General features: G+C 70.6%; 24 protein-coding genes. 14 read left to right on the top strand and 10 right to left on the bottom strand.

The genetic code is table 11. The features are described 5' to 3' along the window. Positions 1-89: 89 nt before the first annotated feature. Positions 90-626, bottom strand: a complete 537-nt coding sequence (locus tag ABD366_RS24900; RefSeq protein ID WP_411293654.1) for a peptidoglycan DD-metalloendopeptidase family protein — start codon at positions 624-626, stop codon at positions 90-92. Between the two features lie 669 nt (positions 627-1,295). On the opposite strand from ABD366_RS24900, the gene rpsB reads away from it, so the two are divergent. From rpsB to ABD366_RS24845, 11 genes are all read left to right on the top strand, one after another. Further along, complete coding sequence (gene rpsB / locus ABD366_RS24895) at positions 1,296-2,222, top strand: 30S ribosomal protein S2 (protein ID WP_324767384.1); 927 nt, start codon at positions 1,296-1,298, stop codon at positions 2,220-2,222. Between the two features lie 142 nt (positions 2,223-2,364). Continuing rightward, positions 2,365-3,201 (top strand): translation elongation factor Ts, encoded by an 837-nt coding sequence (gene tsf, locus ABD366_RS24890; protein WP_324767382.1) that lies wholly within the window; start codon positions 2,365-2,367, stop codon positions 3,199-3,201. Positions 3,202-3,362: 161 nt separating this feature from the next. Beyond that, positions 3,363-4,133 (top strand): UMP kinase, encoded by a 771-nt coding sequence (gene pyrH, locus ABD366_RS24885; RefSeq protein ID WP_324767381.1) that lies wholly within the window; start codon positions 3,363-3,365, stop codon positions 4,131-4,133. A gap of 169 nt (positions 4,134-4,302) precedes the next feature. Continuing rightward, entirely contained in the window at positions 4,303-4,860 is a 558-nt protein-coding gene (gene frr, locus ABD366_RS24880; RefSeq protein ID WP_324767379.1) for a ribosome recycling factor, read from the top strand. Positions 4,861-4,892: 32 nt separating this feature from the next. Then, positions 4,893-6,134, top strand: coding sequence for a phosphatidate cytidylyltransferase (locus ABD366_RS24875; protein WP_324767378.1), 1,242 nt, complete (start codon positions 4,893-4,895; stop codon positions 6,132-6,134). A 79-nt stretch (positions 6,135-6,213) separates the two neighbouring features. Continuing rightward, positions 6,214-6,393, top strand: a complete 180-nt coding sequence (locus ABD366_RS24870; protein WP_324767377.1) for a hypothetical protein — start codon at positions 6,214-6,216, stop codon at positions 6,391-6,393. A gap of 29 nt (positions 6,394-6,422) precedes the next feature. After that, positions 6,423-7,529: a dual-specificity RNA methyltransferase RlmN gene (gene rlmN / locus ABD366_RS24865; RefSeq protein ID WP_324767375.1), complete on the top strand. Its 1,107-nt coding sequence runs from the start codon at positions 6,423-6,425 to the stop codon at positions 7,527-7,529. Positions 7,530-7,751: 222 nt separating this feature from the next. Beyond that, on the top strand, positions 7,752-8,837 hold the full coding sequence (locus ABD366_RS24860) for a thiamine ABC transporter substrate-binding protein (RefSeq protein WP_411293650.1): 1,086 nt from the start codon (positions 7,752-7,754) through the stop codon (positions 8,835-8,837). After that, entirely contained in the window at positions 8,813-10,519 is a 1,707-nt protein-coding gene (locus ABD366_RS24855) for an ABC transporter permease (protein ID WP_411293649.1), read from the top strand. The genes ABD366_RS24860 and ABD366_RS24855 overlap by 25 nt, the downstream gene beginning before the upstream one ends. Next, positions 10,520-11,569, top strand: coding sequence for an ABC transporter ATP-binding protein (locus ABD366_RS24850; RefSeq protein WP_324767374.1), 1,050 nt, complete (start codon positions 10,520-10,522; stop codon positions 11,567-11,569). It begins immediately after the preceding gene. Positions 11,570-11,578: 9 nt separating this feature from the next. Next, positions 11,579-12,391, top strand: a complete 813-nt coding sequence (locus tag ABD366_RS24845; protein ID WP_324767373.1) for a maleylpyruvate isomerase N-terminal domain-containing protein — start codon at positions 11,579-11,581, stop codon at positions 12,389-12,391. 224 nt (positions 12,392-12,615) lie between these two features. On the opposite strand, the gene ABD366_RS24840 is transcribed toward ABD366_RS24845, so the two are convergent. From ABD366_RS24840 to ABD366_RS24810, 7 genes are all read right to left on the bottom strand, one after another. Next, positions 12,616-13,293 carry an LAETG motif-containing sortase-dependent surface protein gene (locus ABD366_RS24840; protein ID WP_324767372.1) on the bottom strand — a complete coding sequence of 226 codons (678 nt, stop codon included), beginning with the start codon at positions 13,291-13,293 and terminating at the stop codon, positions 12,616-12,618. A 185-nt stretch (positions 13,294-13,478) separates the two neighbouring features. Further along, on the bottom strand, positions 13,479-14,633 hold the full coding sequence (locus ABD366_RS24835; RefSeq protein ID WP_324767371.1) for an LOG family protein: 1,155 nt from the start codon (positions 14,631-14,633) through the stop codon (positions 13,479-13,481). A 52-nt stretch (positions 14,634-14,685) separates the two neighbouring features. Continuing rightward, positions 14,686-15,093: a VOC family protein gene (locus ABD366_RS24830; RefSeq protein ID WP_324767369.1), complete on the bottom strand. Its 408-nt coding sequence runs from the start codon at positions 15,091-15,093 to the stop codon at positions 14,686-14,688. A gap of 75 nt (positions 15,094-15,168) precedes the next feature. Beyond that, positions 15,169-16,362 (bottom strand): hypothetical protein, encoded by a 1,194-nt coding sequence (locus ABD366_RS24825; protein WP_344442487.1) that lies wholly within the window; start codon positions 16,360-16,362, stop codon positions 15,169-15,171. After that, positions 16,344-17,084: an ABC transporter ATP-binding protein gene (locus ABD366_RS24820; protein WP_324766510.1), complete on the bottom strand. Its 741-nt coding sequence runs from the start codon at positions 17,082-17,084 to the stop codon at positions 16,344-16,346. The genes ABD366_RS24825 and ABD366_RS24820 overlap by 19 nt, the downstream gene beginning before the upstream one ends. 197 nt (positions 17,085-17,281) lie before the next feature. Further along, on the bottom strand, positions 17,282-18,661 hold the full coding sequence (locus ABD366_RS24815; RefSeq protein ID WP_324766511.1) for an aspartate aminotransferase family protein: 1,380 nt from the start codon (positions 18,659-18,661) through the stop codon (positions 17,282-17,284). After that, complete coding sequence (locus ABD366_RS24810; protein WP_324766512.1) at positions 18,646-19,161, bottom strand: Lrp/AsnC family transcriptional regulator; 516 nt, start codon at positions 19,159-19,161, stop codon at positions 18,646-18,648. Before ABD366_RS24810 ends, ABD366_RS24815 begins: the two co-directional genes overlap by 16 nt. Positions 19,162-19,356: 195 nt before the next feature. Here ABD366_RS24810 and ABD366_RS24805 point away from each other — a divergent pair, with 195 nt between their 5' ends. From ABD366_RS24805 to ABD366_RS24795, 3 genes are all read left to right on the top strand, one after another. Further along, positions 19,357-20,796 carry a gamma-aminobutyraldehyde dehydrogenase gene (locus tag ABD366_RS24805; protein ID WP_324766513.1) on the top strand — a complete coding sequence of 480 codons (1,440 nt, stop codon included), beginning with the start codon at positions 19,357-19,359 and terminating at the stop codon, positions 20,794-20,796. Then, positions 20,793-21,311 carry a DUF1990 domain-containing protein gene (locus ABD366_RS24800; RefSeq protein WP_324766514.1) on the top strand — a complete coding sequence of 173 codons (519 nt, stop codon included), beginning with the start codon at positions 20,793-20,795 and terminating at the stop codon, positions 21,309-21,311. Before ABD366_RS24805 ends, ABD366_RS24800 begins: the two co-directional genes overlap by 4 nt. Positions 21,312-21,444: 133 nt before the next feature. Continuing rightward, entirely contained in the window at positions 21,445-22,647 is a 1,203-nt protein-coding gene (locus tag ABD366_RS24795; protein ID WP_324766515.1) for a polyamine ABC transporter substrate-binding protein, read from the top strand. 65 nt (positions 22,648-22,712) lie between these two features. Here the strand turns inward: ABD366_RS24795 and ABD366_RS24790 are convergent, their stop codons facing one another. Next, complete coding sequence (locus ABD366_RS24790) at positions 22,713-23,483, bottom strand: hypothetical protein (RefSeq protein ID WP_324766516.1); 771 nt, start codon at positions 23,481-23,483, stop codon at positions 22,713-22,715. Then, positions 23,480-24,329 (bottom strand): sigma-70 family RNA polymerase sigma factor (locus tag ABD366_RS24785; protein ID WP_344442483.1); only part of this gene is annotated, 850 nt, incomplete at its 5' end. The genes ABD366_RS24785 and ABD366_RS24790, both read right to left, overlap by 4 nt.

The raw sequence follows: 24,329 nt of genomic DNA, 5'->3' as shown, positions 1-24,329 counted from the left end.
TGGTTGCCCCATCCTCAGCGCCCAGCGTCAGTGGTTGCCTCATCCTCAGCGCCCCGCGTCAGTGGCTGCCTCATCCTCAGCGTCCGGCGTCAGTGGCTGCCTCGTCCTCCATACCCCGCGTCGGCGGCTGCCCAGTCCCGCCCGGGCCCCCACACCGGCAGGAGTCGCGCCGGGTCCCGATGTAGCAGTGACGGGTCCAGCAGGGACAGCGGATCCAGGTAGGTGGTGCCTCTCAGGAGGCCCCAGTGCAGGCACGACGGGGATGAGCGCGGGCAGTGACCCGTAGGAAGTTGCAGGTATCCGAGCGGGTCGCCCGGTGCCACGTGGTCGCCCTTTTCGACCGTCGCCGTCACCGGTTCGTACGTCGTACGCAGGGGCGGATCTCCCGTCCCCGACAGTTCCACGGACACCACACCACGGCCTGCCACCTCGCCCGCGAACGAGACCCGGCCGACGGCGACCGAGCGGACCGGCGCGTCGATGGGAGCGGACAGGTCGACGCCGCGGTGACCCGGACCGTAGGAGGTGGCCGGTGGGGACCAGGGCCGCACCACGGCGGGTCGCTCCCCCACGGGCCAGAGGCGGGCGCCGCCACTCGCCCGCCCACCCCCGGTTCGCTCGCCCACGGGCCAAAGCTGGGCGCCGCCGTCCGCGAGTCCGCCCCCGGTTCGCTCGCTGACCGGCCACAGGCGGGCGCCGCCACTCGCCCGCCCACCCCCGGTTCGCTCGCCGACGGGCCAAAGCTGGGCGCCGCCGTCCGCGAGTCCGCCCCCGGTTCGCTCGCTGACCGGCCACAGGCGGGCGCCGCTGCTCGCGAGCCCGCCCCCGGGTCGGTCTCCGTCCGTGCTGGAGACCCCGGCCCGGTCGCTCGCCAACCAGAGGTGTACGCCGCTCGCCGGTGGACGCTCGGGTGCAGCCCAGGCGGCACCGGCGGGGCACAAAGCGCCGAGGGTGAAGGCGAGGCCGGCGAGCAGCAGCAATCTCGTCACACACAGTAGTTTTCGCATGGGGGTGACGATCCTCGGTCGGGACGAACTCGGGGGATCATGGCCGGGAAACGTGGACTACCGGGCGGTTGTGGACAGCGGCGTCACCCCCCACCTCGCGGGTCCCGTACACTTCATGTGGCGATCCGGGCCACCGGATCGACTTCGCACGCCCCGGCACCGGGCCACGGCGGGTCTCATCGAGACTCACCGGTTCTGTGTAAAGCGTCTTTCGGTCCCGTACTCACGTACGCGGCAGGCGCGAGCGGGGCGTCAGGAAACAACCGAGAACACACAAGGAGTACGGCCATGGCCGTCGTCACGATGCGGGAGCTGCTGGAAAGCGGCGTCCACTTCGGTCACCAGACCCGTCGTTGGAACCCGAAGATGAAGCGATTCATCTTCACGGAGCGCAACGGCATCTACATCATCGACCTGCTCCAGTCGCTGTCGTACATCGACCGCGCCTACGAGTTCGTCAAGGAGACCGTCGCCCACGGCGGCACGGTCATGTTCGTCGGCACGAAGAAGCAGGCGCAGGAGGCGATCGCCGAGCAGGCGACCCGCGTCGGCATGCCCTACGTGAACCAGCGCTGGCTGGGCGGCATGCTCACCAACTTCTCGACCGTCTACAAGCGTCTGCAGCGCCTCAAGGAGCTCGAGCAGATCGACTTCGAGGACGTCGCCGCGTCCGGTCTCACCAAGAAGGAGCTTCTCGTGCTCTCGCGCGAGAAGGCCAAGCTGGAGAAGACCCTCGGTGGTATCCGCGAGATGTCCAAGGTGCCCAGCGCCGTCTGGATCGTGGACACCAAGAAGGAGCACATCGCTGTCGGCGAGGCCCGGAAGCTCAACATCCCGGTCGTCGCGATCCTCGACACGAACTGTGACCCCGACGAGGTCGACTACAAGATCCCGGGCAACGACGACGCGATCCGCTCCGTCACCCTGCTCACCCGCGTGATCGCCGACGCCGTCGCCGAGGGCCTCATCGCCCGTTCCGGCGCTGCGACCGGCGACCAGAAGCCGGGCGAGAAGGCCGCTGCCGAGCCGCTCGCCGAGTGGGAGCGCGACCTGCTCGAGGGCGAGAAGAAGGCCGACGAGAAGGCTGAGGAGGCCCCGGCCGCCGAGGCCGCTGCCGCTGAGGCCCCCGCCGCCGAGGCTCCGGCCGCTGAGGAGGCTCCGGCCGCCGAGGCCGCCGCCACCGAGGCTCCGGCCGCGGACGCCGAGCAGGCCTGACCCGTACGGGTACCGGGTTCGACACCGGTTGCATGAGGTGACGGCGGGGGCCTTTTCGGCCCCCGCCGTTCACCCGTGACCTTGGTCTACAGACTTCTTCGTCTACAGACCTCTCAGACTTCGTAGAGAGAAAAACAGGATCATGGCGAACTACACCGCCGCTGACGTCAAGAAGCTCCGCGAGCTCACGGGCGCCGGCATGATGGACTGCAAGAAGGCGCTCGACGAGGCCGACGGCAGTGTCGACAAGGCCGTCGAGGCCCTGCGCATCAAGGGTCAGAAGGGCGTCGCCAAGCGCGAGGGCCGTTCCGCCGAGAACGGTGCCGTTGTCTCCCTCATCGCCGACGACAACACCTCCGGTGTCATCGTCGAGCTGAAGTGCGAGACGGACTTCGTCGCCAAGGGCGAGAAGTTCCAGGCCGTCGCGAACCAGCTCGCCGCGCACGTCGCCAAGACGAACCCGGCCGACCTGCAGGCGCTGCTCTCCTCCGAGATCGAGGCCGGCAAGACCGTCCAGGCCTTCGTCGACGAGGCCAACGCCACGCTCGGCGAGAAGATCGTCCTGGACCGCTTCGCGCAGTTCAGCGACGGCTACGTGAGCGCGTACATGCACCGCACGATGCCCGACCTGCCCCCGCAGATCGGTGTCCTTGTCGAGCTCGACAAGGAGAACGCCGAGATCGCCAAGGGCGTCGCGCAGCACATCGCCGCCTTCGCGCCGAAGTACCTCTCCCGTGAGGACGTGCCGGCCGAGGTCGTCGAGTCCGAGCGTCGCGTCGCCGAGGAGACCACCCGCGCCGAGGGCAAGCCCGAGGCCGCGCTCCCGAAGATCGTCGAGGGTCGCGTCAACGGCTTCTTCAAGGAGGCGACGCTGCTCGGTCAGCCGTACGCCCTCGACAACAAGAAGTCGGTCGAGAAGGTCCTCCAGGAGGCCGGTGTCACCCTGAAGCGCTTCTCGCGCATCAAGGTCGGCATCTGAGTCTGTACGCGACAGCCGCGAGACCCCGCTAGGGTCGACAGCAGTCGCCCGGGTTCGCGCCGGGCGACCGCAGATGTGACGAGGAGGCCATTGCCGCGCATGGGATGCGAACACCCCACCGGCAGTGGCCTCCTTCGTATGTGCACCACGAGGAGAACTCCATGACCACCACCCAGGCCGACAACGGTGACAAGAGCGACGACGGCAAAGGCACGGGCCGCTTTCTGCTGAAGCTTTCCGGCGAGGCGTTCGCCGGGGGCGGGGGTCTGGGTGTCGACCCCGATGTGGTGCACGCCATCGCCCGTGAGATCGCGGCCGTGGTCCGTGACGGGGCGCAGATCGCCGTCGTCATCGGCGGCGGCAACTTCTTCCGCGGCGCCGAGCTGCAGCAGCGCGGCATGGACCGGGCTCGCTCCGACTACATGGGCATGCTCGGCACCGTCATGAACTGCCTGGCCCTCCAGGACTTCCTGGAGAAGGAAGGCATCGACAGCCGCGTACAGACCGCCATCACGATGGGCCAGGTCGCGGAGCCGTACATTCCCCTGCGCGCCGTACGTCACCTGGAGAAGGGCCGCGTCGTCATCTTCGGCGCCGGCATGGGCATGCCGTACTTCTCCACCGACACCACCGCCGCGCAGCGCGCCCTGGAGATCGACGCCGAGGCGCTCCTCATGGGCAAGAACGGCGTGGACGGTGTCTACGACTCGGACCCCAAGACGAACCCCGAGGCCGTGAAGTTCGACGCGCTCAGCTACAGCGAGGTCATCACCCGGGACCTGAAGGTCGCCGACATGACCGCGATCACCCTGTGCCGCGACAACAAGCTGCCCATTCTCGTCTTCGAGCTGCTGACGTCGGGCAATATCGCCCGGGCCGTCAAGGGTGAGAAGATCGGGACGCTCGTGGGCGACCAGGGCACCCGCGCCTGAACCTCACGTCCGTACGGGCCCTTGCGGGGACCCGAGAGGGATGGACAATGTCCTGCCGGTCGGACACCGTGCAAGGACACCGCAGGAAACCGCGCGGGAAACAGACACGCGACGCAGCCGGCCGCCCCCGTGCAAGCCGGGCCTCACTCAAGACACGCAGGAGCAAGTGGTGATCGAAGAGACCCTCCTCGAGGCCGAGGAAAAGATGGAGAAGGCCGTCGTGGTCGCCAAGGAGGACTTCGCCGCGATCCGCACCGGTCGTGCGCACCCGGCGATGTTCAACAAGATCGTGGCCGACTACTACGGCGCGCTGACGCCGATCAACCAGCTGGCCTCGTTCTCGGTTCCCGAGCCGCGGATGGCCGTGGTGACCCCGTTCGACAAGAGCGCGCTGCGCAACATCGAGCAGGCGATCCGGGACTCCGACCTCGGCGTCAACCCGAGCAACGACGGCAATATCATTCGTGTGACGTTCCCCGAGCTCACCGAGGAGCGCCGCCGCGACTACATCAAGGTCGCCAAGGGCAAGGCGGAGGACAGCAAGGTCTCCATCCGCTCGGTCCGTCGCAAGGCCAAGGAAGCCATCGACAAGGCGATCAAGGACGGCGACATCGGCGAGGACGAGGGCCGTCGCGGCGAGAAGGAACTGGACGACACCACCGCCAAGTACGTGGCCCAGGTGGACGAGCTGCTCAAGCACAAGGAAGCCGAGCTGCTCGAAGTCTGAGCGAGCGCGGAACATCGAGGTTCGAGGAATCCGTGAACGACTCTTCCTGGAGGGCGCCGTCCGGGCCCGGGTACTGGGGGCCTTCCGGCCAAGGGCCCGCCCACGGTCAGGGACCCGCCCATGGTCAGGGGCCCGCGTACGACCAGGGACCCGCCCATGGTCAGGGCCCCGCGTACGACCAGGGGCGCGCTCCGGCGGGTCCCGCGTATGAACGGCACGCGGTTGAGGAGACTCGGCCCATGCCCATCGTGCCCGATATGCCTGACGTGCCCGCCGGCGGCGGTGACCAGGAGGACCGCGGGGCCGCTCGGCTGAGCGGCCCCCTGTTCCGCGACGAGACACCCCCGCAGACGCCGCGGGAGCCCATGCCCGGCGCAGCACCGCAGCCCGTGCCCACCGCTCCTTCGCAGCCGCAGCCGCAGCCGCAGCCGCAGCCCGAGTCGCAGCCGCAGAAGCAGAAGAAGAGCGCGGGCCGGGACCTCGGGGCGGCCATAGGGGTCGGCGTCGGGCTCGGCGCGGTGATCATCGCGTCGCTGTTCATCGTCAAGGCGGTCTTCGTCGGCGTGATAGCGGTCGCCGTCGTCGTCGGGCTGTGGGAGCTGACGTCGCGGCTCGAGGAGCGCAAGGCCATCAAAGCGCCGCTCGTGCCGCTGGCCGTCGGCGGAGCGGCCATGGTCGTCGCGGGCTACGTCCGGGGCGCCGAGGGCGCCTGGGTGGCCATGGCGCTGACCGCGCTCGCCGTCCTGGTGTGGCGGATGACCGAGCCGCCCGAGGGCTATCTGAAGGACGTCACGGCGGGTGTCTTCGCGGCGTTCTACGTGCCGTTCCTCGCGACCTTCGTAGCTATGATGCTCACCGCGGACGACGGGGCGTGGCGCGTCCTGACGTTCCTGATCCTCACCGTGGTCAGCGACACCGGGGCGTACGCGATCGGCTGGCGGTTCGGCAAGCACAAGCTCGCGCCGCGCATCAGCCCCGGCAAGACCCGCGAGGGCCTGGTCGGCGCGGTGACGTTCGCCATGGTGGCCGGTGTGCTGTGCATGGAGTTCCTGGTGGACGACGGTGCCTGGTGGCAGGGGCTCGTCCTCGGCGTCCTCGTCGCCGCGAGCGCGACCCTCGGCGACCTCGGCGAGTCCATGATCAAGCGGGACCTCGGCATCAAGGACATGGGCACGCTGCTCCCCGGGCACGGGGGCATCATGGACCGGCTCGACTCCCTGCTGCCGACGGCGCCGGTGGTGTGGCTGCTGTTGGTGCTGTTCGTGGGGTCCTGACCCCGCTCTCCTGACTGTTGCCGTACCGGTACGGGCTCCCGCCTCGAGGTGGGGGCCCGTTGTCGTAGGGTCCCGTTCCATGGGGCGTGCCGAGCGGGACAAGGACGGCACCTACAGCGGCTACACGCCGTGCAAGTGGTGCGACACATCCATCGACCAGAGCGGGCGCCGCAGACGGCGACGCTACTGCCGTACGGGCCACCGGTGGAGGCTCTACTGGTCCCGGGTCGCGGTGCTGATCGGCGGGATTCTCGGCTGATCGGGGACGCGTGCGACACTGGGTGAGCCATGCCTAAGCCCGGAGAACTTACTTTCGTTGCCCCCCGCGGAGCCAAGAAGCCGCCGCGGCACCTTGCCGACCTCTCGCCCGCCGAGCGGAAGGAAGCCGTTGCCGCGATCGGTGAGAAGCCGTTTCGCGCCAAGCAGCTGTCGCAGCACTACTTCGCTCGGTACGCGCACGATCCCGCGGAGTGGACCGACATCCCCGCCGGTTCGCGCGAGAAGCTGCGGGAGGCGCTGCTTCCCGAGCTGATGACCGTCGTACGGCATCTGTCGACCGACCAGGACACCACGCGCAAGACGCTGTGGCGGCTGTTCGACGGGACGCTCGTCGAATCGGTGCTCATGCGGTACCCGGACCGGGTCACCATGTGCATCTCCTCGCAGGCCGGATGCGGGATGAACTGCCCGTTCTGCGCCACCGGGCAGGCCGGGCTCGACCGGAACCTGTCGACCGGCGAGATCGTGCACCAGATCGTGGACGGGATGCGGGCCCTGCGGGACGGGGAGATCCCCGGCGGTCCGGCCCGGCTGAGCAACATCGTGTTCATGGGCATGGGCGAGCCGCTCGCCAACTACAAGCGGGTCGTGCAGTCCATTCGGGCGCTGACCGATCCGGAGCCGGACGGGCTCGGGCTCTCGCAGCGGGGCATCACCGTGTCGACGGTCGGGCTCGTGCCCGCCATCAACCGGTTCACGGACGAGGGCTTCAAGTGCCGCCTCGCCATCTCGCTGCACGCGCCCGACGACGAGCTGCGCGACACCCTGGTACCGGTCAACACCCGGTGGAAGGTGCGCGAGGTGCTCGACGCCGGGTTCGAGTACGCCGCGAGGTCGGGGCGCCGCCTGTCCATCGAGTACGCCCTCATCCGGGACATCAACGACCAGGCGTGGCGCGGCGACCGGCTCGGCCGGATGCTCAAGGGCAAGCCGGTGCACGTGAACCTGATCCCGCTGAACCCGACGCCGGGCTCGAAGTGGACGGCGTCGCGGCCGGAGGACGAGAAGGCGTTCGTCGACGCGATCGCCGCGCACGGTGTGCCCGTCACCATCCGGGACACCCGTGGCCAGGAGATCGACGGGGCGTGTGGTCAGCTCGCCGCCACCGAGCGGTAGCCTTTAGTTCGATACCCACATCTGCATATTCCGACAGGGGAGCGCCACAGCGCTGAGAGTGCGGCACCAGAGCAGGACAGGCCGCAGACCCTCTGAACCTCGCCCGGGTCATTCCGGGTAGGAAGTTCGGTCATCACTCATGCTGTTGCGCCCTGCCCGGGGACCCTCACCGGTCTCCGGGCAGGGCCGCGTCTTCTCCTGGTCATTCCAGGAGGAATTCGAATGAGCACCATCGGCAAGAAGACGTACGGGGCCGTGGCCGTGGGCCTCGGGCTCGTCATGCTGTCCGCGTGCGGGTCGTCCGGCGACGCGGGTCCGGGCGGCGACTCCAAGACCGTCACCCTCGTCAGCCACGACTCGTGGGCCGTCTCCAAGAACGTGCTGAAGGACTTCGAGAAGAAGTCCGGCTACAAGGTGAAGGTCCTGGAGGACGGTGACGCCGGGCAGGCCGTCAACAAGGCGATCCTGTCCAAGGGCAACCCGCAGGGCGATGTCTTCTTCGGCGTCGACAACACCCTGCTGTCCCGCGCGCTCGACAACGACGTCTTCGCCCCCTACAAGGCCCAGGGGTTGGACAAGGTCAAGAAGGCGTACCAGCTCGACGCCGGGAAGAACCGCGTCACGCCCGTCGACACCGGCTCCATCTGCGTCAATTACGACAAGAAGTACTTCCAGCAGCACAAGCTGACGCCGCCGTCCTCCTTCGCCGATCTGGCCGAGCCCGCGTACAAGGATCTGCTCGTCACCGAGAACGCGGCGACCTCCTCGCCCGGTCTCGGCTTTCTGCTCGGATCGGCCGCCGAGTACGGCGACGACGGCTGGCAGGGCTACTGGAAGAAGCTCGTGGCCAACGGCGTGAAGGTCGTCGACGGCTGGGACCAGGCCTACAACGAGGAGTTCAGCGGGAGCGCCGGCGGCAAGAAGGCGGGCGGCGAGCGGCCGCTCGTCGTGTCGTACGCGTCCTCGCCGCCCGCCGAGGCGATCTACTCGGACCCGCAGCCCAAGACGTCGCCGGTCGGTGTCGCTGCCAAGACCTGCTTCCGGCAGGTCGAGTTCGCCGGGCTGCTCGACGGGGCCAGGAACGAGAAGGGCGGCCGGGCGCTGCTCGACTTCCTCATCTCGAAGGAGTTCCAGCAGGACATGCCGCTCAACATGTTCGTCGACCCGGTGACCGAGAACGCCACCGCCCCCGCCGACTACACGAAGTACGCCGTGCGGGTCGACGACCCCGAGACCATGAGCCCGCGCAAGATCGCGGACAACCGTGACAACTGGGTCAAGTCGTGGACCTCGCTCGTAAGGAAGTAGCGCCCGAGGCGAGGACGGGCGTGGCCCGCGTACGCCGGCCAGGGGACACGGCGGCGCGGCTCGGCCTCATGGTCGTGCCCGTCGTGTTCTTCGCCGTCTTCTTCGCGTACCCCGTCATCGCGATCGTCCGGCGCGGGCTGCTCGTCGACGGCGGCTGGCAGTTCGGGCGGATCGTGGACGTGCTGGGGGAGTCGGACATCCGGCACGTCCTGTGGTTCACGGCGTGGCAGGCGCTCGCCTCGACCGCTCTCACGCTGCTGATCGCGCTCCCCGGCGCGTATGTGTTCGCCCGCCTCGACTTTCCCGGCAAACAGCTGCTGCGGGCCGTCGTGACCGTGCCGTTCGTGCTGCCGACCGTCGTCGTGGGCACGGCGTTCCTGGCCCTCGTCGGCCGGGGCGGGCTGCTCGACGAGCTGTGGGGCGTCCGGCTCGACACCACGGTGTGGGCCATCCTCATCGCGCATGTCTTCTTCAACTACGCGGTCGTGGTGCGCACGGTGGGAGGCCTGTGGTCGCAACTCGACCCGCGGCAGGAGGAGGCCGCGCGGATGCTCGGCGCCTCGCGCCTCGCGGCCTGGCGCACGGTGACGCTGCCCGCGCTCGGCCCGGCCGTGGCGGCCGCCGCCCTCATGGTCTTCCTGTTCACGTTCACGTCGTTCGGAGTCGTGCAGATCCTCGGCGGGCCGGGCTATTCGACCCTCGAGGTCGAGATCTACCGGCAGACCGCGCAGATCTTCGACCTGTCGACCGCCGCCGTCCTCACCATCGTGCAGTTCGTCGCCGTGGGGCTCATCCTCGGCGTGCACGCCTGGAGTGTGCGCCGGCGCGAGAGCGCGCTACGGCTCGTCGACGCCGCGCACACGGCGCGCAGACCGCGCGGGGCCGGACAGTGGGCGCTCCTCGCCGGCGTGCTCACAACCGTCGCCGTACTGGTCCTCCTGCCGCTCGGTGTGCTCGTGCAGCGCTCGCTGGACGCACCGGACGGGTACGGGTTCGCGTACTACCGGGCCCTCACCGACTCCGACGGCGGGACCTTCCTCGTAGCGCCGATCAACGCCGTCTGGAACTCGCTGGAGTACGCGCTCGCCGCCACCGGTATCGCCCTCGTCATCGGCGGGCTCGCCGCCGCCGCGCTGACCCGGCGCGCGGGACGCCTCGTGCGCGGGTTCGACGCGCTGCTGATGCTGCCCCTCGGCGTGTCCGCGGTGACCGTCGGCTTCGGCTTCCTGATCACGCTCGACAAGCCGCCGCTCGACCTGCGGGCCTCCTGGATCCTGGTGCCGCTCGCGCAGGCGCTGGTCGGAGTGCCCTTCGTCGTACGGACCATGCTGCCGGTGCTGCGCGCCGTGGACGGGCGGCTCCGGGAGGCGGCGGCGGTGCTCGGGGCCTCGCCGCTGCGGGCCTGGCGGGAGGTCGATCTGCCCATGGTGCGGCGGGCGCTCCTGGTCGCGGCCGGATTCGCGTTCGCCGTGTCCCTCGGCGAGTTCGGGGCGACCGTGTTCATCGCGCGGCCCGACAACCCGACCCTGCCGGTCGCCGTGGCGCGGCTGCTCGGCCGGGCCGGAGACCTCAACTACGGGCAGGCGATGGCCCTCTCGACGGTCCTCATGGTCGTCTGCGCCGTCTCCCTGCTGCTGCTCGAACGCATGCGGCCCGCGCGGGCCACGACCGGGGAGTTCTGAATGGCGGCCTTGCTCGCACTCGACGACGCGACCGTACGGTTCGGCGGGCGCGCCGTCCTCGACGGTGTGGACCTGGAGGTCGCCGAGCACGAGATCGTGTGCGTCCTCGGGCCCAGCGGCAGTGGCAAGTCGACGCTGCTGCGGGCCGTCGCCGGGCTGCAACCCCTGGACGCCGGGCGGGTGTTCCTCGGCGGCCGCGACCAGGCGGGCGTGCCCGCGCACAAGCGGGGCGTGGGCCTCATGTTCCAGGACCACCAGCTGTTCCCGCAGCGGGACGTCGGCGGCAACGTCGCCTTCGGGCTGCGCATGCACGGTGCCGGGCGGAGCGAACAGGCCTCCCGGGTGGTGGAGTTGCTGGAGCTCGTCGGCCTGCCCGGCGCCGAACGCCGGGCCGTCGCCGCGCTGTCCGGCGGTGAACAGCAGCGCGTCGCCCTCGCCCGGGCACTCGCGCCGCGGCCCAGCCTGCTCATGCTGGACGAGCCGCTCGGCCAGCTCGACCGGTCGCTGCGCGAACGCCTCGTCGTTGAACTCCGCCAGCTGTTCGGCGAGTTGGGCACCACCGTCCTCGCCGTCACGCATGACCAGGGCGAGGCTTTCGCGCTCGCGGACCGGGTCGTCGTCATGCGCGACGGACGGATCGCCCAGTCCGGCACACCCCTGGACGTGTGGCGCCACCCGGCCGACGCGTTCGTGGCCCGCTTCCTCGGCTTCGACAACGTCGTCGAGGGAGCCGTGTCCGTCTCGGGCGACGCCGCCGACACCCCGTGGGGCAAGCTGCCGGTCCCGGCCGGCTCGCCGCCCGGCCCCGGCAAGATCCTCGTCCGGCCCGCGGGCGTACGCCTGGTCGCCGCCGCCGATGCCCAGCTGACCTGCACCGTCACCGCCCGCACCTTCCGCGGTACGCACGTCGCGCTCCAGCTCGAACCCGAGGACGCGCCCCGGCTCGAAGCGGCGTGCGCGCTGCGCGATGCGCCGGAACAGGGCGCCGAGGTCGGCGTCGCCTTCGACGCCGCCGAAATCGTGATGCTGGGCGAGGGTCCGGCTACGTAGGGTCGGCGCATGACGACATCAGCGCCGCCGCCGCACGGACAGCTCTCCCACGACCGGTTCTGCGAGGAAATCGTCGCGCAGACCGGCCTGTTGACGGAGCAGCTGGCCGGAGCCGACCTCACCGCCACCGTGCCGACCTGCCCCGACTGGAGCGTGCGCGAGCTCGCCGAGCACATCGGCAGCGCCCACCGCTGGGCCGAGGCGATGGTGCGTACCCGGGCGGCCGGGGAACTGTCCGAGGACGACGTACCGGACCGCGCGCCGGCGGACGACGGCCCCGCCACACTCGGCACCTGGCTCGACGACGGCGCCCGGCGCCTCGCGGACACCCTGCGCGCCGCCGGGCCCGACACCCCCTGCTGGAGCTGGGCCTGGCAGCATGACTCCGGGTTCTGGGCCCGCCGGATGGCCCACGAGACGGTGATCCACCGGGCCGACGCGGCGCTCGCCGCGAAGGCCGGCTACGACGTGGTGCCCGAGATCGCCGCCGACGCGATCGACGAATGGCTGCGGATCGTGCGGTACGTCCAGGACATCGACGCCCGGGACTCGGCCCAGGAGCTGAAGGCCGGCGGGCGCACCCTGCATCTGCACGCCACCGACACCGCACCGGAGTTGGGCGCCGAGTGGCTGATCGAGCTGCGCGACGAGGGGGTCGTCTGGCGCCGCGACCATGCGAAGGCCGACGTCGCCCTGCGCGGGCCGCTGACGGCGGTGCTGCTCGCCTTCTACCGGCGGGAACCGCTCGACGGCGGACGGGTCGAGGTGCTCGGCGACCGGGCGTTGCTGGACTTCTGGCTGGCACGGGCGTCGTTCGGCTGAGCCCTCGAGCCACCCGAGCACCGAGCCGCGAGCGCCGAGCCGCGAGCCGAGCACGGAGCCCCGAGCCCCGAGCCCCGAGCACGGAGCCCCGAGCACGGAGCCCCGAGCCGCCCAGGCTCCGAACTCCCCATGCGAAAGGGGCCGTACGAGGCGGTGGCCCGAATGCTCGGCCGGTGACGCCTCGTACGACCCCTCTCAAACGACTAGCGATTGGCGACTAGCGACTAGCGCTGGGCCGCACCGCGCTTGCGCAGGGCGAAGACCACGCCGCCGCCCGCGACGACGAGCGCCGCCGCGATGCCGGCGAACAGGCCGGTGTTGCTGCTGGCGCCGGTCTCGGCGAGGTCCGAACCGCCGGCCGGGGAGGCCGAGTTGTCCGGCGCCGGGGCCGCCGGGGTGGCGGACTCGGACGTCGACGGGGACGGCTTGGCCGACTCGGCCGGGGTGCTCGGCGCCGGGGAGGACGCCGGCGGGGTGGAGGCCGGCGGGGTCGGCTTCTCGGTGGCGCAGGCCGTCGCCGGGGTGGTGACGCCGCCCTTGATGTCGTCGTCCACGTTGTACGCGTCGGTCTTCACGTGGACGCGGTACTTGGCGTTCGGCTGCCAGTTCTCCTTGAACGTGATGGTGGCGCCCTCGCGGGTGCCCTTCACGGTCTGGGTCCCCACAAGCTTCTCGGCACCGTCCGTCTGGAGGAAGACGGTGACGGTGGCGAGCGTGCCGGAGGAGTCGACGTCCTTGACGGTGATGACGCCCTGGTCGCCGTCGCAGACGGCCTCGGCGCTGAACTCACTGATGTTGCAAGCCGAAGCGGTACCGGCGACGCCCAGCGTCAGCGCGGTGGCGGCAGCCGCCACACCGGCGAAGCGCGCGGCGCGTGCGGATATACGGGGGGTTACGGACACGGTTGTCCTTCACGGGATCAAGTGCAGAAAAGAGATGGATGCCGTGAGGGAACGCGTGGCTCCCGCCTCAGCATCCTCACGGTCACCTCACGTTTACAAGCGCACATAACGCAGCGTCAATACGTCGGGGGCACTGAAAGTTGAGACTTGACCTTCACTTGACCCTGCGGGCCCCGGAATCCGTCTCACGTTGTCTCGCGAGTCATCCTTCGCAACGCCTCGCCGGCCTCGTCCACCGAGTCGACGAGCGCGATCCGCGACTCCATCGACCGGCCGCGCGCGAGCGCCTGAAGCAGTGGCCATGCCGGCAGCTTCCGCGTCCAGTGGTCCCGGTCGACGAGGACCATCGGGGTCGGTTCGCCGCGCGACTCGTAGTAGTTGGGCGTGGCGTTGTCGAAGATCTCCTGCACCGTGCCGGCCGCACCGGGCAGGAAGATGACGCCCGCGTTCGAACGGGCCAGCAGGCCGTCCTCGCGGGTGGCGTTGGCGAAATACTTGGCGAGGTGCGCGGCGAACGCGTTGGGCGGCTCGTGCCCGTAGAACCAGGTGGGGATGCCGACCGAGGTGCCTCCGCGCGGCCAGCGACCGCGCACCTCGAACGCGGCGGCGGCCCAGTCCGTGACCGACGGCGTGAACGACGGTGTCTTGCCGAGGAGTTGGAGCGCCTCTTCCAGCATGGTGTCGGCGAAGGGGGCCGCGTACCCGCCCAGGTTCGCCGCCTCCATGGCGCCCGGACCGCCGCCCGTCGCCACCGTGAGCCCGGCCCGCGCCAGCGACCGGCCGAGGCGGGCCGCTCCGGCGTACTCGTCGGTGCCGCGCGCCATCGCGTGGCCGCCCATGACGCCCACCACCCGCGCACCGGCGAGGAGTTCGTCGAGGGCGTCGGAGACCGAGTCGTCGTGCACGGCCCGCAGCATCGACGCGAACACGTCGCCGTCGCTCTTGGTCCGCTGGAACCAGGCGTACGCGCGGGCATCCGGCGTCGCCTCGTACCCGCCCGGCGTGGACAGCCCGTCGAACAGCTCGTCCGGCGTGTACAGATGCCCGCGGTACGGGTCGAACGGGAGGCCGGGGACCGGCGGGAAGACCAGCGCCCCGGCGGCCCTGACACGGGCGGCGGCCGCCGGGTCCATGGGGCAGCCGAGGAAGACGGCGCCCGCCACGTCGGCGGCGAGCAGCCGGTCCGTGCGCTGCGTCAGATCGACGGCCTGCACCCGGTGGCCGGCCAGCGTGCCGTGCGCGGCGACCGTCTCGTCGAACTCGGCGAGCGTCTCGATCTCGCGCTCGGAAGTGGTGCGGGGAAGGGCGGGTACGGATGACTCAGATGATGTCGGCTGCACCCGCCCATGCTAAACACGACGCCCGATCGAGCTATGGGGACCCGGTAGTTGATCAGCCCTGGATGGCCGACGGGTCCATCCACGCGACCTCGAAGGTGTGGCCGTCCAGGTCGTCGAAGGCCCGGCCGTACATGAAACCGTGGTCCTGCTTCTCGCCGTGCTCGGTGCCGCCGGCCGCGAGCGCCCGCTCGACCAGCTCGTCGACCTTCTCCCGGCTCTCGGCGCTCAGACACAGCAGCACCTCGCTGCTCTTGGTCGAGTCGACGATCGTCTTCTGGGTGAAGCCCGCGTACTTCTCCTTGGTCATCAGCATGAGCACGATCGTGTCGCTGACCTCCACGGCCGAGGCCGTCTCGTCCGTGAACTGCTGGTTGATGGAGTAGCCGAGCTCCGAGAAGAACTTCTTGGCGGCGTCCAGGTCGTTGACGGCCAGGTTCACGAAGATCATCTGCTGGTACATGGGGAGGCCCGTCGCCTTCTGTGTCGGTCGGTGTCGTGCTCCTACGCAGGATTAGACGGGCCTGGATGGCAAAAGTCATCGCGCAATCAGAGGAATGGCCGAAAGCTCCGCGACGGTCCAGGTCAGCGGCCCGAAGAGGGCCAGCAGGGCGCCCGCGCGCAGGGCCGCGGCGCCGCGCAGCTTCGCCGCCGGGGCGCCGAGCCGCAGGAGTGCGCCGGTGGTGTGCGTGCGGGCCTGGCGGGCCTCCACGGCCGCGGTCAGCAGCGTGGCGAGGGTGCAGCCGACGACGAGCGTCGCGCCGAGCGCGGAGAGCGGGCCGAGGCCGGGGGCGGCGTCCCCGGCGTGCCCGTACAGGGTGTTCGCGGCGTACGCGCCCGAGGCCACCGCGCAGACGATGCCGAGCGGGCGCCCGATGCGCTGCGCCTCCTCCTGGAGCACGCGCCCGGCGAGCAGCCGGACGGCGCCCGGCCGGACGGCCTGCAGGGCCCGCCCGCACAGGTGGGTCAGGGCGGGCCCGGCGAACGCGAGGCCGAGTGCGGTCAGCGCCCAGCCGGCCAGGACGCCGGTGGAGCTGCCGCCGAGGCCACCCGGCATCGGTGGTCCGTCGCCGCCGCGCGCACGCGCGGCGTACGTCTCCACGGCGAGCCCGGCGGCGAGCAGCGCGACGCCCCAGGGCAGCCCCGTCGGCGCGGGGGACGGCTCGGCGAATGGTTCCTCCTGCTCGTCCGTGGCCGCGTGGCCGGGCTTCGCTGCCTGCGTGGTGCGGGGGCGCAGCACGAGGGCGCTGGCACCGGACGCGGCCAGCGGCACGAAAGTGAGCAGGGTGAGCACGGCGGCCAGCGGCAACGGCCGGTCGGCGGCGAGGAGGTGGCGTGCCGCGCCGTCGAACGGGAGCCCCGACAGGTCGCCGCGCAGATGCAGGAAGAAGAACAGCGCCAGTGTCGAGCCGAGCGTGCAGGCCACCGCCGTGGAGATCGCGGCGAGCAGGGAGAGGCGGGCCGGGCCGAGGCCGACCGCGGACAGGCCGGAGCGCGGTTTCGTACCCGGGTCGGAGCGGGCCACGGCGACCGCGAAGTGCACGGTGGCGGCGAGCGGCACCAGGCACCAGGCCAGGCGCAGGCGGGCGGCCGTGGAGGCTTCGGGGTGGCCCAGCGCGTAGCCCAGCGTGCACAGCATCAGGAAGCCGGTGCCCGCGGAGGCGGCGGCGACCAGAAGTCTGCGCAGCTGGACCAGGGGGCGGCCGCCGCGGGCTAGACGGAGAGCGAGCACGCGGCCTGGCCTTCCGAGTCGGGGGCCGCGGCCGGCAGGGGCACAGTGGTGACGAGGCGTCCGTCGAGCAGCGACACCGTGCGGTCGGCGAGGGCGCTGACCTCGGGGTCGTGCGTGGCCAGGACGACGGTGACGGCGTGCGAGCGGGCCGCCGCGGTCAGCGTGCGCAGGACGTGCGCGCGGTCGGCGCGGTGCAGGGTCGCGGTCGGTTCGTCGGCGAAGACCACGTTCGGGGCGTGCACCAGGGCGCGGGCGATGGCGACGCGCTGCCGCTCGGCCATGCGCAGGGCGCCGGGCCGCTTGCGGGCGAGGTGGCCGACGTCGAGCCGGTCGAGCCATTCCTGGGCGGCGTTCTTCGCGGGGCGGCGGCCGGTGCCGCGCAGCATCAGCGGCAGGGCCGTGTTCTCCCAGACGTTCAGCTCGGGGACGAGGGCGGGCTCCGGGTCGATCCAGCCGAACCGGTCGCGGCGCAGCCGCTCCCGTACCAGCGCGCCCATGGTGTGCACCGGGGTGCTGTTGAACCACACCTCGCCCTGCTGCGGCAGGAGCTGGCCCGACAGGCACCGCAGCAGTGTCGTCTTGCCGGCTCCGCGCGGGCCGCCGACCGCGAGGATCTCGCCCTCGCGGACACCGAGCGAGACGCCGGTGAGCGCGGGGGAGCCGTTGTGGGAGAAGTGCAGGGCGCGAGCCCGGAGCACGTCGTTGTCCGGTGGGGCCACCATGGCGTACACCTCGGTTCGGATCAGTTGTGCCGGGAGAGAGTTCCCGTCCCCCGTACGGGGGAACGAAGGCAGGGCCGATCGGTCACAGGGCACGCTAGGTTTTCAGGGCCATATCGTCACAAAAGACGCGGCCCGGCCGCGCCCATCTCACTCGGATGGGCGCGGCCGGGCCGTCGCCGGAAGGGGCCGCGGGCGGCTCAGATCTTCGTCCAGGCCTCCGTGAGGACCTGGCGGACGATGCTCTCGATCTCGTCGAACGTCGACTGGTCGGCGATCAGCGGCGGGGAGAGCTGGATGACCGGGTCGCCACGGTCGTCGGCGCGGCAGTACAGGCCGTACTCGAAGAGCTTCTTGGAGACGAAGCCGTACAGGATCCGCTCCGACTCCTCGTCGGTGAAGGTCTCCTTGGTGGCCTTGTCCTTGACGAGCTCGATGCCGTAGAAGAAGCCGTTGCCGCGGACGTCGCCGACGATGGGCAGGTCGTGCAGCTTCTGCAGCGTCGTCAGGAAGTTCGCCTCGTTGTCGAGCACGTGCTGGTTGAGGCCCTCGCGCTCGAACACGTCGAGGTTGGCCAGGCCCACGGCCGCGGACACGGGGTGGCCGCCGAAGGTGTAGCCGTGCAGGAAGGTGTTGTCGCCCTTGTAGAAGGGCTCGGCGATGCGGTCCGAGATGATCGCGGCGCCGATCGGGGAGTAGCCCGAGGTCATGCCCTTGGCGCAGGTGATGATGTCCGGCACGTAGCCGAACTTGTCGCAGGCGAACATCGTGCCGAGGCGGCCGAAGGCGCAGATGACCTCGTCCGAGACGAGCAGTACGCCGTACTGGTCGCAGATCTCGCGCACGCGCTGGAAGTAGCCGGGCGGGGGCGGGAAGCAGCCGCCCGCGTTCTGCACCGGCTCCAGGAAGACGGCCGCGACCGTCTCCGGGCCCTCGAAGAGGATCTCCTGCTCGATCTGGTCGGCGGCCCAGCGGCCGAAGGCCTCCGGATCGGCGCCGTGGATCGGGGCGCGGTAGATGTTCGTGTTCGGCACCTTGTGCGCGCCGGGCACGAGCGGCTCGAACGGGGCCTTCAGCGCCGGGAGTCCGGTGATGGACAGGGCGCCCTGCGGGGTGCCGTGGTAGGCGACCGCACGCGAGATGACCTTGTACTTCTGGTGGTTGCCGGTGAGCTTGTGGTACTGCTTCGCCAGCTTCCACGCGGTCTCGACGGCCTCGCCGCCGCCGGTGGTGAAGAAGACCTTGTTGAGGTCGCCCGGCGCGTAGTGGGCCAGGCGCTCGGCCAGCTCCACCGCCTTGGGGTGGGCGTACGACCAGATGGGGAAGAACGCCAGCTCGGCCGCCTGCTTGGCGGCGACCTCGGCGAGCTCGCGCCGGCCGTGACCGGCCTGCACCACGAAGAGGCCCGCGAGCCCGTCGAGGTACTTCTTGCCCTGGTCGTCCCAGATGTAGGTGCCCTCGCCACGCACGATGGTGGGAACGGGCGCGTTCTCGTACGACGACATCCGCGTGAAGTGCATCCACAGGTGGTCGTACGCGGTTCGGCTGAGGTCCTTGCTCACGGCTATCGGGTTCCCCACATATAGGTCTGCTTCTTGAGCTTGAGGTAGACGAAGCTCTCGGTGGAGCGCACGCCGGGCAGGGCCCGGATGCGTTGGTTGATGACCTCCAGGAGGTGGTCGTCGTCCTCGCAGACGACCTCCACCATCAGGTCGAACGAGCCCGCGGTCATCACGACGTACTCGCACTCCGGCATGGCCGTCAGCGCGTCCGCCACCGGATCGAGGTCGCCCTCGGCGTGGATCCCGACCATCGCCTGGCGCCGGAAGCCCACGGTGAGCGGGTCGGTGACGGCGACGATCTGCATCACGCCCTGGTCGAGCAGCTTCTGGACGCGCTGGCGCACGGCCGCCTCGGAGAGGCCGACGGCCTTGCCGATGGCGGCGTACGGACGCCTGCCGTCCTCCTGGAGCTGCTCGATGATGGCGAGGGAGACGGCGTCGAGGGGCGGGCTTCCGCCGCTTCTCGAACGGGGTCCCTTGGGGTCTGCGCTACGACTGGCCACGACCTCACTCTGCACGAGGACTCGTCAGTTCCGCAAGCCCGGATCGATGTAATTCGTTGTCTGCGACTCCAATCGTCACGGATTTCGTAGGTGCAGGGTGGTGGGGGGTGTCGAAAGCGACGGTGCACCGCATAGGGTGGTGTCTCAAGCAGTGGACATACGTCAATCCCTGACATTCCACGTCCTTTCCATCCGCAAGGAGGCCGGTCAGTGACCAGTGAGCTGCGTCGTCTGCGTAACTACATCGATGGCGAGTTCCGGGACGCCGCCGACGGACGGACCACCGAGGTGGTCAACCCGGTCACGGGCGAGGCGTACGCGACCGCGCCGCTGTCCGGGCAGGCCGACGTCGACGCCGCCATGGCCGCCGCCGAGGCCGCGTTCCCGGCCTGGCGCGACCTGACCCCGGCCGAGCGGCAGAAGGCCCTCCTCAAGATCGCGGACGCGTTCGAGGAGCGGGCCGAGGAGCTCATCGCGGCCGAGGTGGAGAACACGGGCAAGCCCATCGGGCTGACCCGCAGTGAAGAGATCCCGCCGATGGTCGACCAGATCCGGTTCTTCGCGGGTGCGGCGCGGATGCTCGAAGGCCGCGCGGCCGGGGAGTACATGGAGGGCCTCACCTCCATCGTCCGGCGCGAGCCGATCGGCGTCTGCGCGCAGGTCGCGCCCTGGAACTATCCGATGATGATGGGCGTCTGGAAGTTCGCCCCGGCGCTGGCCGCGGGCAACACCGTCGTCCTCAAGCCGTCCGACACCACCCCCGCCTCGACGGTCCTGATGGCCGAGATCGTCGGCTCGATCGTCCCCAAGGGCGTCTTCAACGTGGTGTGCGGCGACCGCGACACGGGTCGCGCCATGGTCGAGCACCCGACCCCGGCGATGGCGTCCATCACGGGCTCCGTCCGCGCGGGCATGCAGGTCGCCGAGTCCGCCGCCAAGGACCTCAAGCGGGTCCACCTGGAGCTGGGCGGCAAGGCGCCGGTCGTCGTCTTCGAGGACACCGACATCGCCAAGGCCGTCGAGGACATCTCGGTCGCGGGCTACTTCAACGCGGGCCAGGACTGTACGGCCGCCACCCGCGTCCTCGTCCAGGAGTCCATCCACGACGAGTTCGTGACCGCGCTCGCCAAGGCCGCCGCCGACACCAAGACCGGTCGGCCGGACGACGAGGACGTGCTCTACGGCCCGCTCAACAACCCCAACCAGCTCAAGCAGGTCTCCGGGTTCATCGAGCGGCTCCCCGCGCACGCCAAGGTCGAGGCCGGCGGCCACCGCGTCGGCGAGAAGGGCTACTTCTACGCCCCGACCGTCGTCTCCGGCCTCAAGCAGGACGACGAGATCATCCAGAACGAGGTCTTCGGCCCGGTCATCACCGTCCAGTCCTTCACGGACGAGGCACAGGCCACCGAGTGGGCCAACGGCGTCGACTACGCCCTCGCCTCCTCGGTGTGGACCAAGGACCACGCGCGCGCGATGCGCATGTCCAAGGTGCTCGACTTCGGCTGCGTCTGGATCAACACGCACATCCCGCTCGTCGCCGAGATGCCGCACGGTGGCTTCAAGAAGTCCGGCTACGGCAAGGACCTGTCCGGGTACGGCTTCGACGACTACACGCGTATCAAGCACGTGATGACGTCGCTGGACGCGTGAGCCTCACCTACCCGGAGGCCACCGGATCGACCCTGGCGGGCGGAGAACTCCCGCCGGGGTACGCCCACTTGGACCGCCGCGTCCGTCTCGGCTCGGGGCCGGAGTGCTTCGAGCGGGCGGGGTCGGCGGTCCTCGCGTGGGGCGCGCAGCGCGGGGCCGGCCTGCGGGTGACACCCGGCGACGACGTCAGGGACGGCGCCGATGTGGAGCTGCGGCTGCTGTGGCTGCGGATCCCCTGCCGGGTGGTGGCGGTCGTGCGCGACAGCACGCGCATCGGTTTCGCGTACGGGACACTGCCCGGGCACCCGGAGCGCGGCGAGGAGGCGTTCCTCGTGACACGGGACGCGGACGACTCGGTGTGGTTCCGCATCCGGGCGTTCTCCCGGCCGGGCCGCTGGTACACGCGGCTCGCGGGACCGGCCGGCCGGGTGGTGCAGCTATGGGCGACGCGGCGGTATCTGCGGGCCGTGGCCAGGACCGTCGGGGGCGGGCGGGGGCCGGGGGACCAGCTCTGAAGCCCCTGCGCGCCGTGACTCGCGGGCGCGCTCGCACGGCACGGCGCCCAATCGACAGGGTGTCGGCTGCGGGCCGTCCCGCTCGACGCAGCGTCCATTGCCGGGGATCGGGCGGCGGCGGCATCCTGCGGACGTGCGAGCCAACCACCTCACCTCCCGGGTCACCCGTCGTTCCCTGCTGCGCGCCCTGGGCGGTGGTGCCGGGGCCGTGGCGGTCGGCGCCCTCGCCACGGGGTGCGGGGTGCCCGCCGCGTACGTCGAGCCCGGCGACCGGGCCGGCCGGGACCTCTCCTCCTCGGACAAGCGGCTCACCTGGGCGAACTGGCCGCTCTACATCGACGTGGACGACGACGATCCCTCGAAGCGGCCCACCCTCGACGCGTTCGAGCGGCGGACCGGCATCCAGGTCGCGTACACCGAGGAGATCAACGACAACGACGAGTTCTTCGGCAAGATCAGCCCGTCGCTGATGAACCATCAGCGGACCGGCCGCGACCTCGTCGTCATCTCCGACTGGATGTGCTCGCGCTTCGTACGGCTCGGCTGGGTCCAGGAGATGGACCGCACGCGGCAGCCGAACGTGACCAAGTACCTCGACCCGCTGCTGCGTTCGCCCGCCTTCGACCCCGGCCGCAAGTACACCGTGCCGTGGCAGTCCGGGATCACCGGCATCGCGTACAACAAACGCCGGCTCGGCCGCGAGATCCAGCACGTCGGCGATCTGTGGGCCGACGACCTCAAGGGACGCGTCACGCTCCTCTCCGGCCTCGACGAGTCCTTCGCGCTCCTCATGCAGGGCAACGGCGTCGACATCACCCGGTGGACCGCCGACGACTTCCACCGGGTCTGCGACCAGGTCGAGAAGCTGGTGCGGGCCCAGCACATCCGCCGCTTCACCGGCAACGACTACATCAAGGACCTCTCCAGCGGCGACGTCCTCGCGTGCCAGGCCTACAGCGGCGACGTCATTCAACTCCGGGCCGACGACCCGGACATCGAGTTCGTCGTCCCGCGGGAGGGCGCCGAACTGTGGGCGGAGTCCCTGATGATCCCCGACCTCGCCGACCACAAGGCCAACGCCGAGCGCCTCATCGACCACTACTACGAGCCCGAGGTCGCCGCCGAACTCGCGGCCTGGGTCAACTACGTCTGCCCGGTCCCGGCCGCGCGGGAGGTCCTGGCCTCCGCCAAGGACAAGGAGACCGCCGGACTCGCCGAGGACCCGCTGATCTTCCCCGACGACACGATGCGCTCGCGGCTGGCCATCGCGCGGGACATCCGGGCGTCGGAGCGCACGGAGTTCGCGAAGCGGTGGAACGCGATCGCGGGGTTGTAGGGGTGCGGGGAGGGGCCGGCCCCCGTACGTGACCCCGGCCCCTCACCCGTCGGACGTGCGCTCGGTCAGCGGCTGACGGCCTCCTGCAACGAGCGGGCGTCGTACGACTTGCGGCCGGGGAGGGTGTCGGAGACGTCGGGCCGGCCGGCGGCGGTGAGGAGTTCGCTGACGTGGTGGGCGAAGTCGGGGCCGGGCAGGGGCAGGTCCATGTCCGGTTCGCGGAGGTAGCCGATGGTGACGGCGGTGGGCATGTACGCCATGAGATGGGTGACCGCCGTGGTGCGCGGGCGGACGCTGTGCTTGGACAGATGGCGCAGGATCCGCAGGATCGTGGTGGTGGAGGTGCTGTGCGGCTGGTCGGGGCCCGGCGTCCCGGGCTGCGCGGCGGCGGGGCTGTCGGGTACGGGCTCGACATCGTCGGTCTGCCGGTGCCACCAGTCGGCGGTGGCGTCCTCGCCCTGGGCCAGGTGGTGGAGGTAGAGGCAGTAGGCGGCCGCGGGCTGCCCGGCGCCCGCGGCGTACTGCCACCAGAAGCGGGCGCCGTCGTCCGTGTCGGTCAGTTGCAGCACACACGCCAGAGCCAGCGCACTGCGTGGCTGCGGTACTTGCTCGGTGACGAAGTCGGCGACGTCGGTGGCCGGGGTGTGGGAGACGAGGGTCTCGCACAGGGCCCGCAGATCTTCGGCGGCATCGCCTTCCGCTGTGGTGCCGACGGGGGCGTCGGGGGCGGTCTGCGCTTGGCGTGCGGTGGGGCACGTGGTCGGGACGATGTCGCGGGGCACGGTGCGGTCCCGGGCCAGCAGAGCCCTGGAGAGGATGTCTTCGATGCGAGTCACGGTTGGTTCCCTTCGAGGTCGGGCGGGGCGGTGAGGGCGGTCTCGAGGAAGCGGGTCGCGTGCCGTTCATCGGAGCGGACGGTGGCCAGCGGGGCGCCCAGCAGGTCGGAGACGGTCTCGGTGGGCATGGCGCGCAGCCGGCGCAGGACGATGACGTCGAGTTGGTGGTCGGGCAGCCGGCTCATCGCCTTGTAGAGCCCGAGCGTTTCGTGCAACTGCTCGAGGGCCGCGTCCTGGTCGGTGGCGGCCTGCAGGGCGACGGTGTCGAAGGCCGCGTGGGAGAACTCCGGGCGGCCGTCGATGTGCGGGGTGAGGGCCATGACCGTGGTGCGCAGGACCTGCCAGGCGTAGCGGCGGGCGTCGGGGCTGGAGAGGGCGTGGGTCCAGCGCAGCCACAGCTGGTCGTAGGTGTCGTCGAGAGCCGGGTCGCAGCAGTCGTCGGCCAGGAAGACGCTGGCGTAGTCGCGGTAGCCGTCGTGGGTGAGCTTGCGGAAGGCCTTGTAGTCCAGGGGCGGGGCGGCGGGCCTGGTCGTCACCGCCACGCCGGCGACGGAATCGTCGACCCACGCGCGGGACTTGTTGTGGGTCTTCACCGCGGCCTGTGCCCAGAGGCGGAACAACGGCGAGTACGGGATGCGCAGTTCGACCGCCAGCGGATACAGGACTTCCCAGCGTGGGTACATGCGGCCGCTCATCAGCTCGGAGATCTTCGATTTGGCCATGTGCAGCTGGGTTCCGAGCTGGCTCATGGTCTGCCCGGACCTGCGGTAGGCGTCGCGTACGGGCTCCAGCCAGGCGCGGTGGGCGCTGCTGCAGTCGGCCGCGATGGGTCCCAGCGGGCGGCCG

Source organism: Streptomyces kunmingensis, from assembly GCF_039533535.1.
Classification (GTDB): Bacteria; Actinomycetota; Actinomycetes; order Streptomycetales; family Streptomycetaceae; genus Streptomyces; species Streptomyces kunmingensis.
Note: the sequence above shows the minus strand (reverse complement) of the source record. Positions and strands in the feature narration are given on the sequence as shown.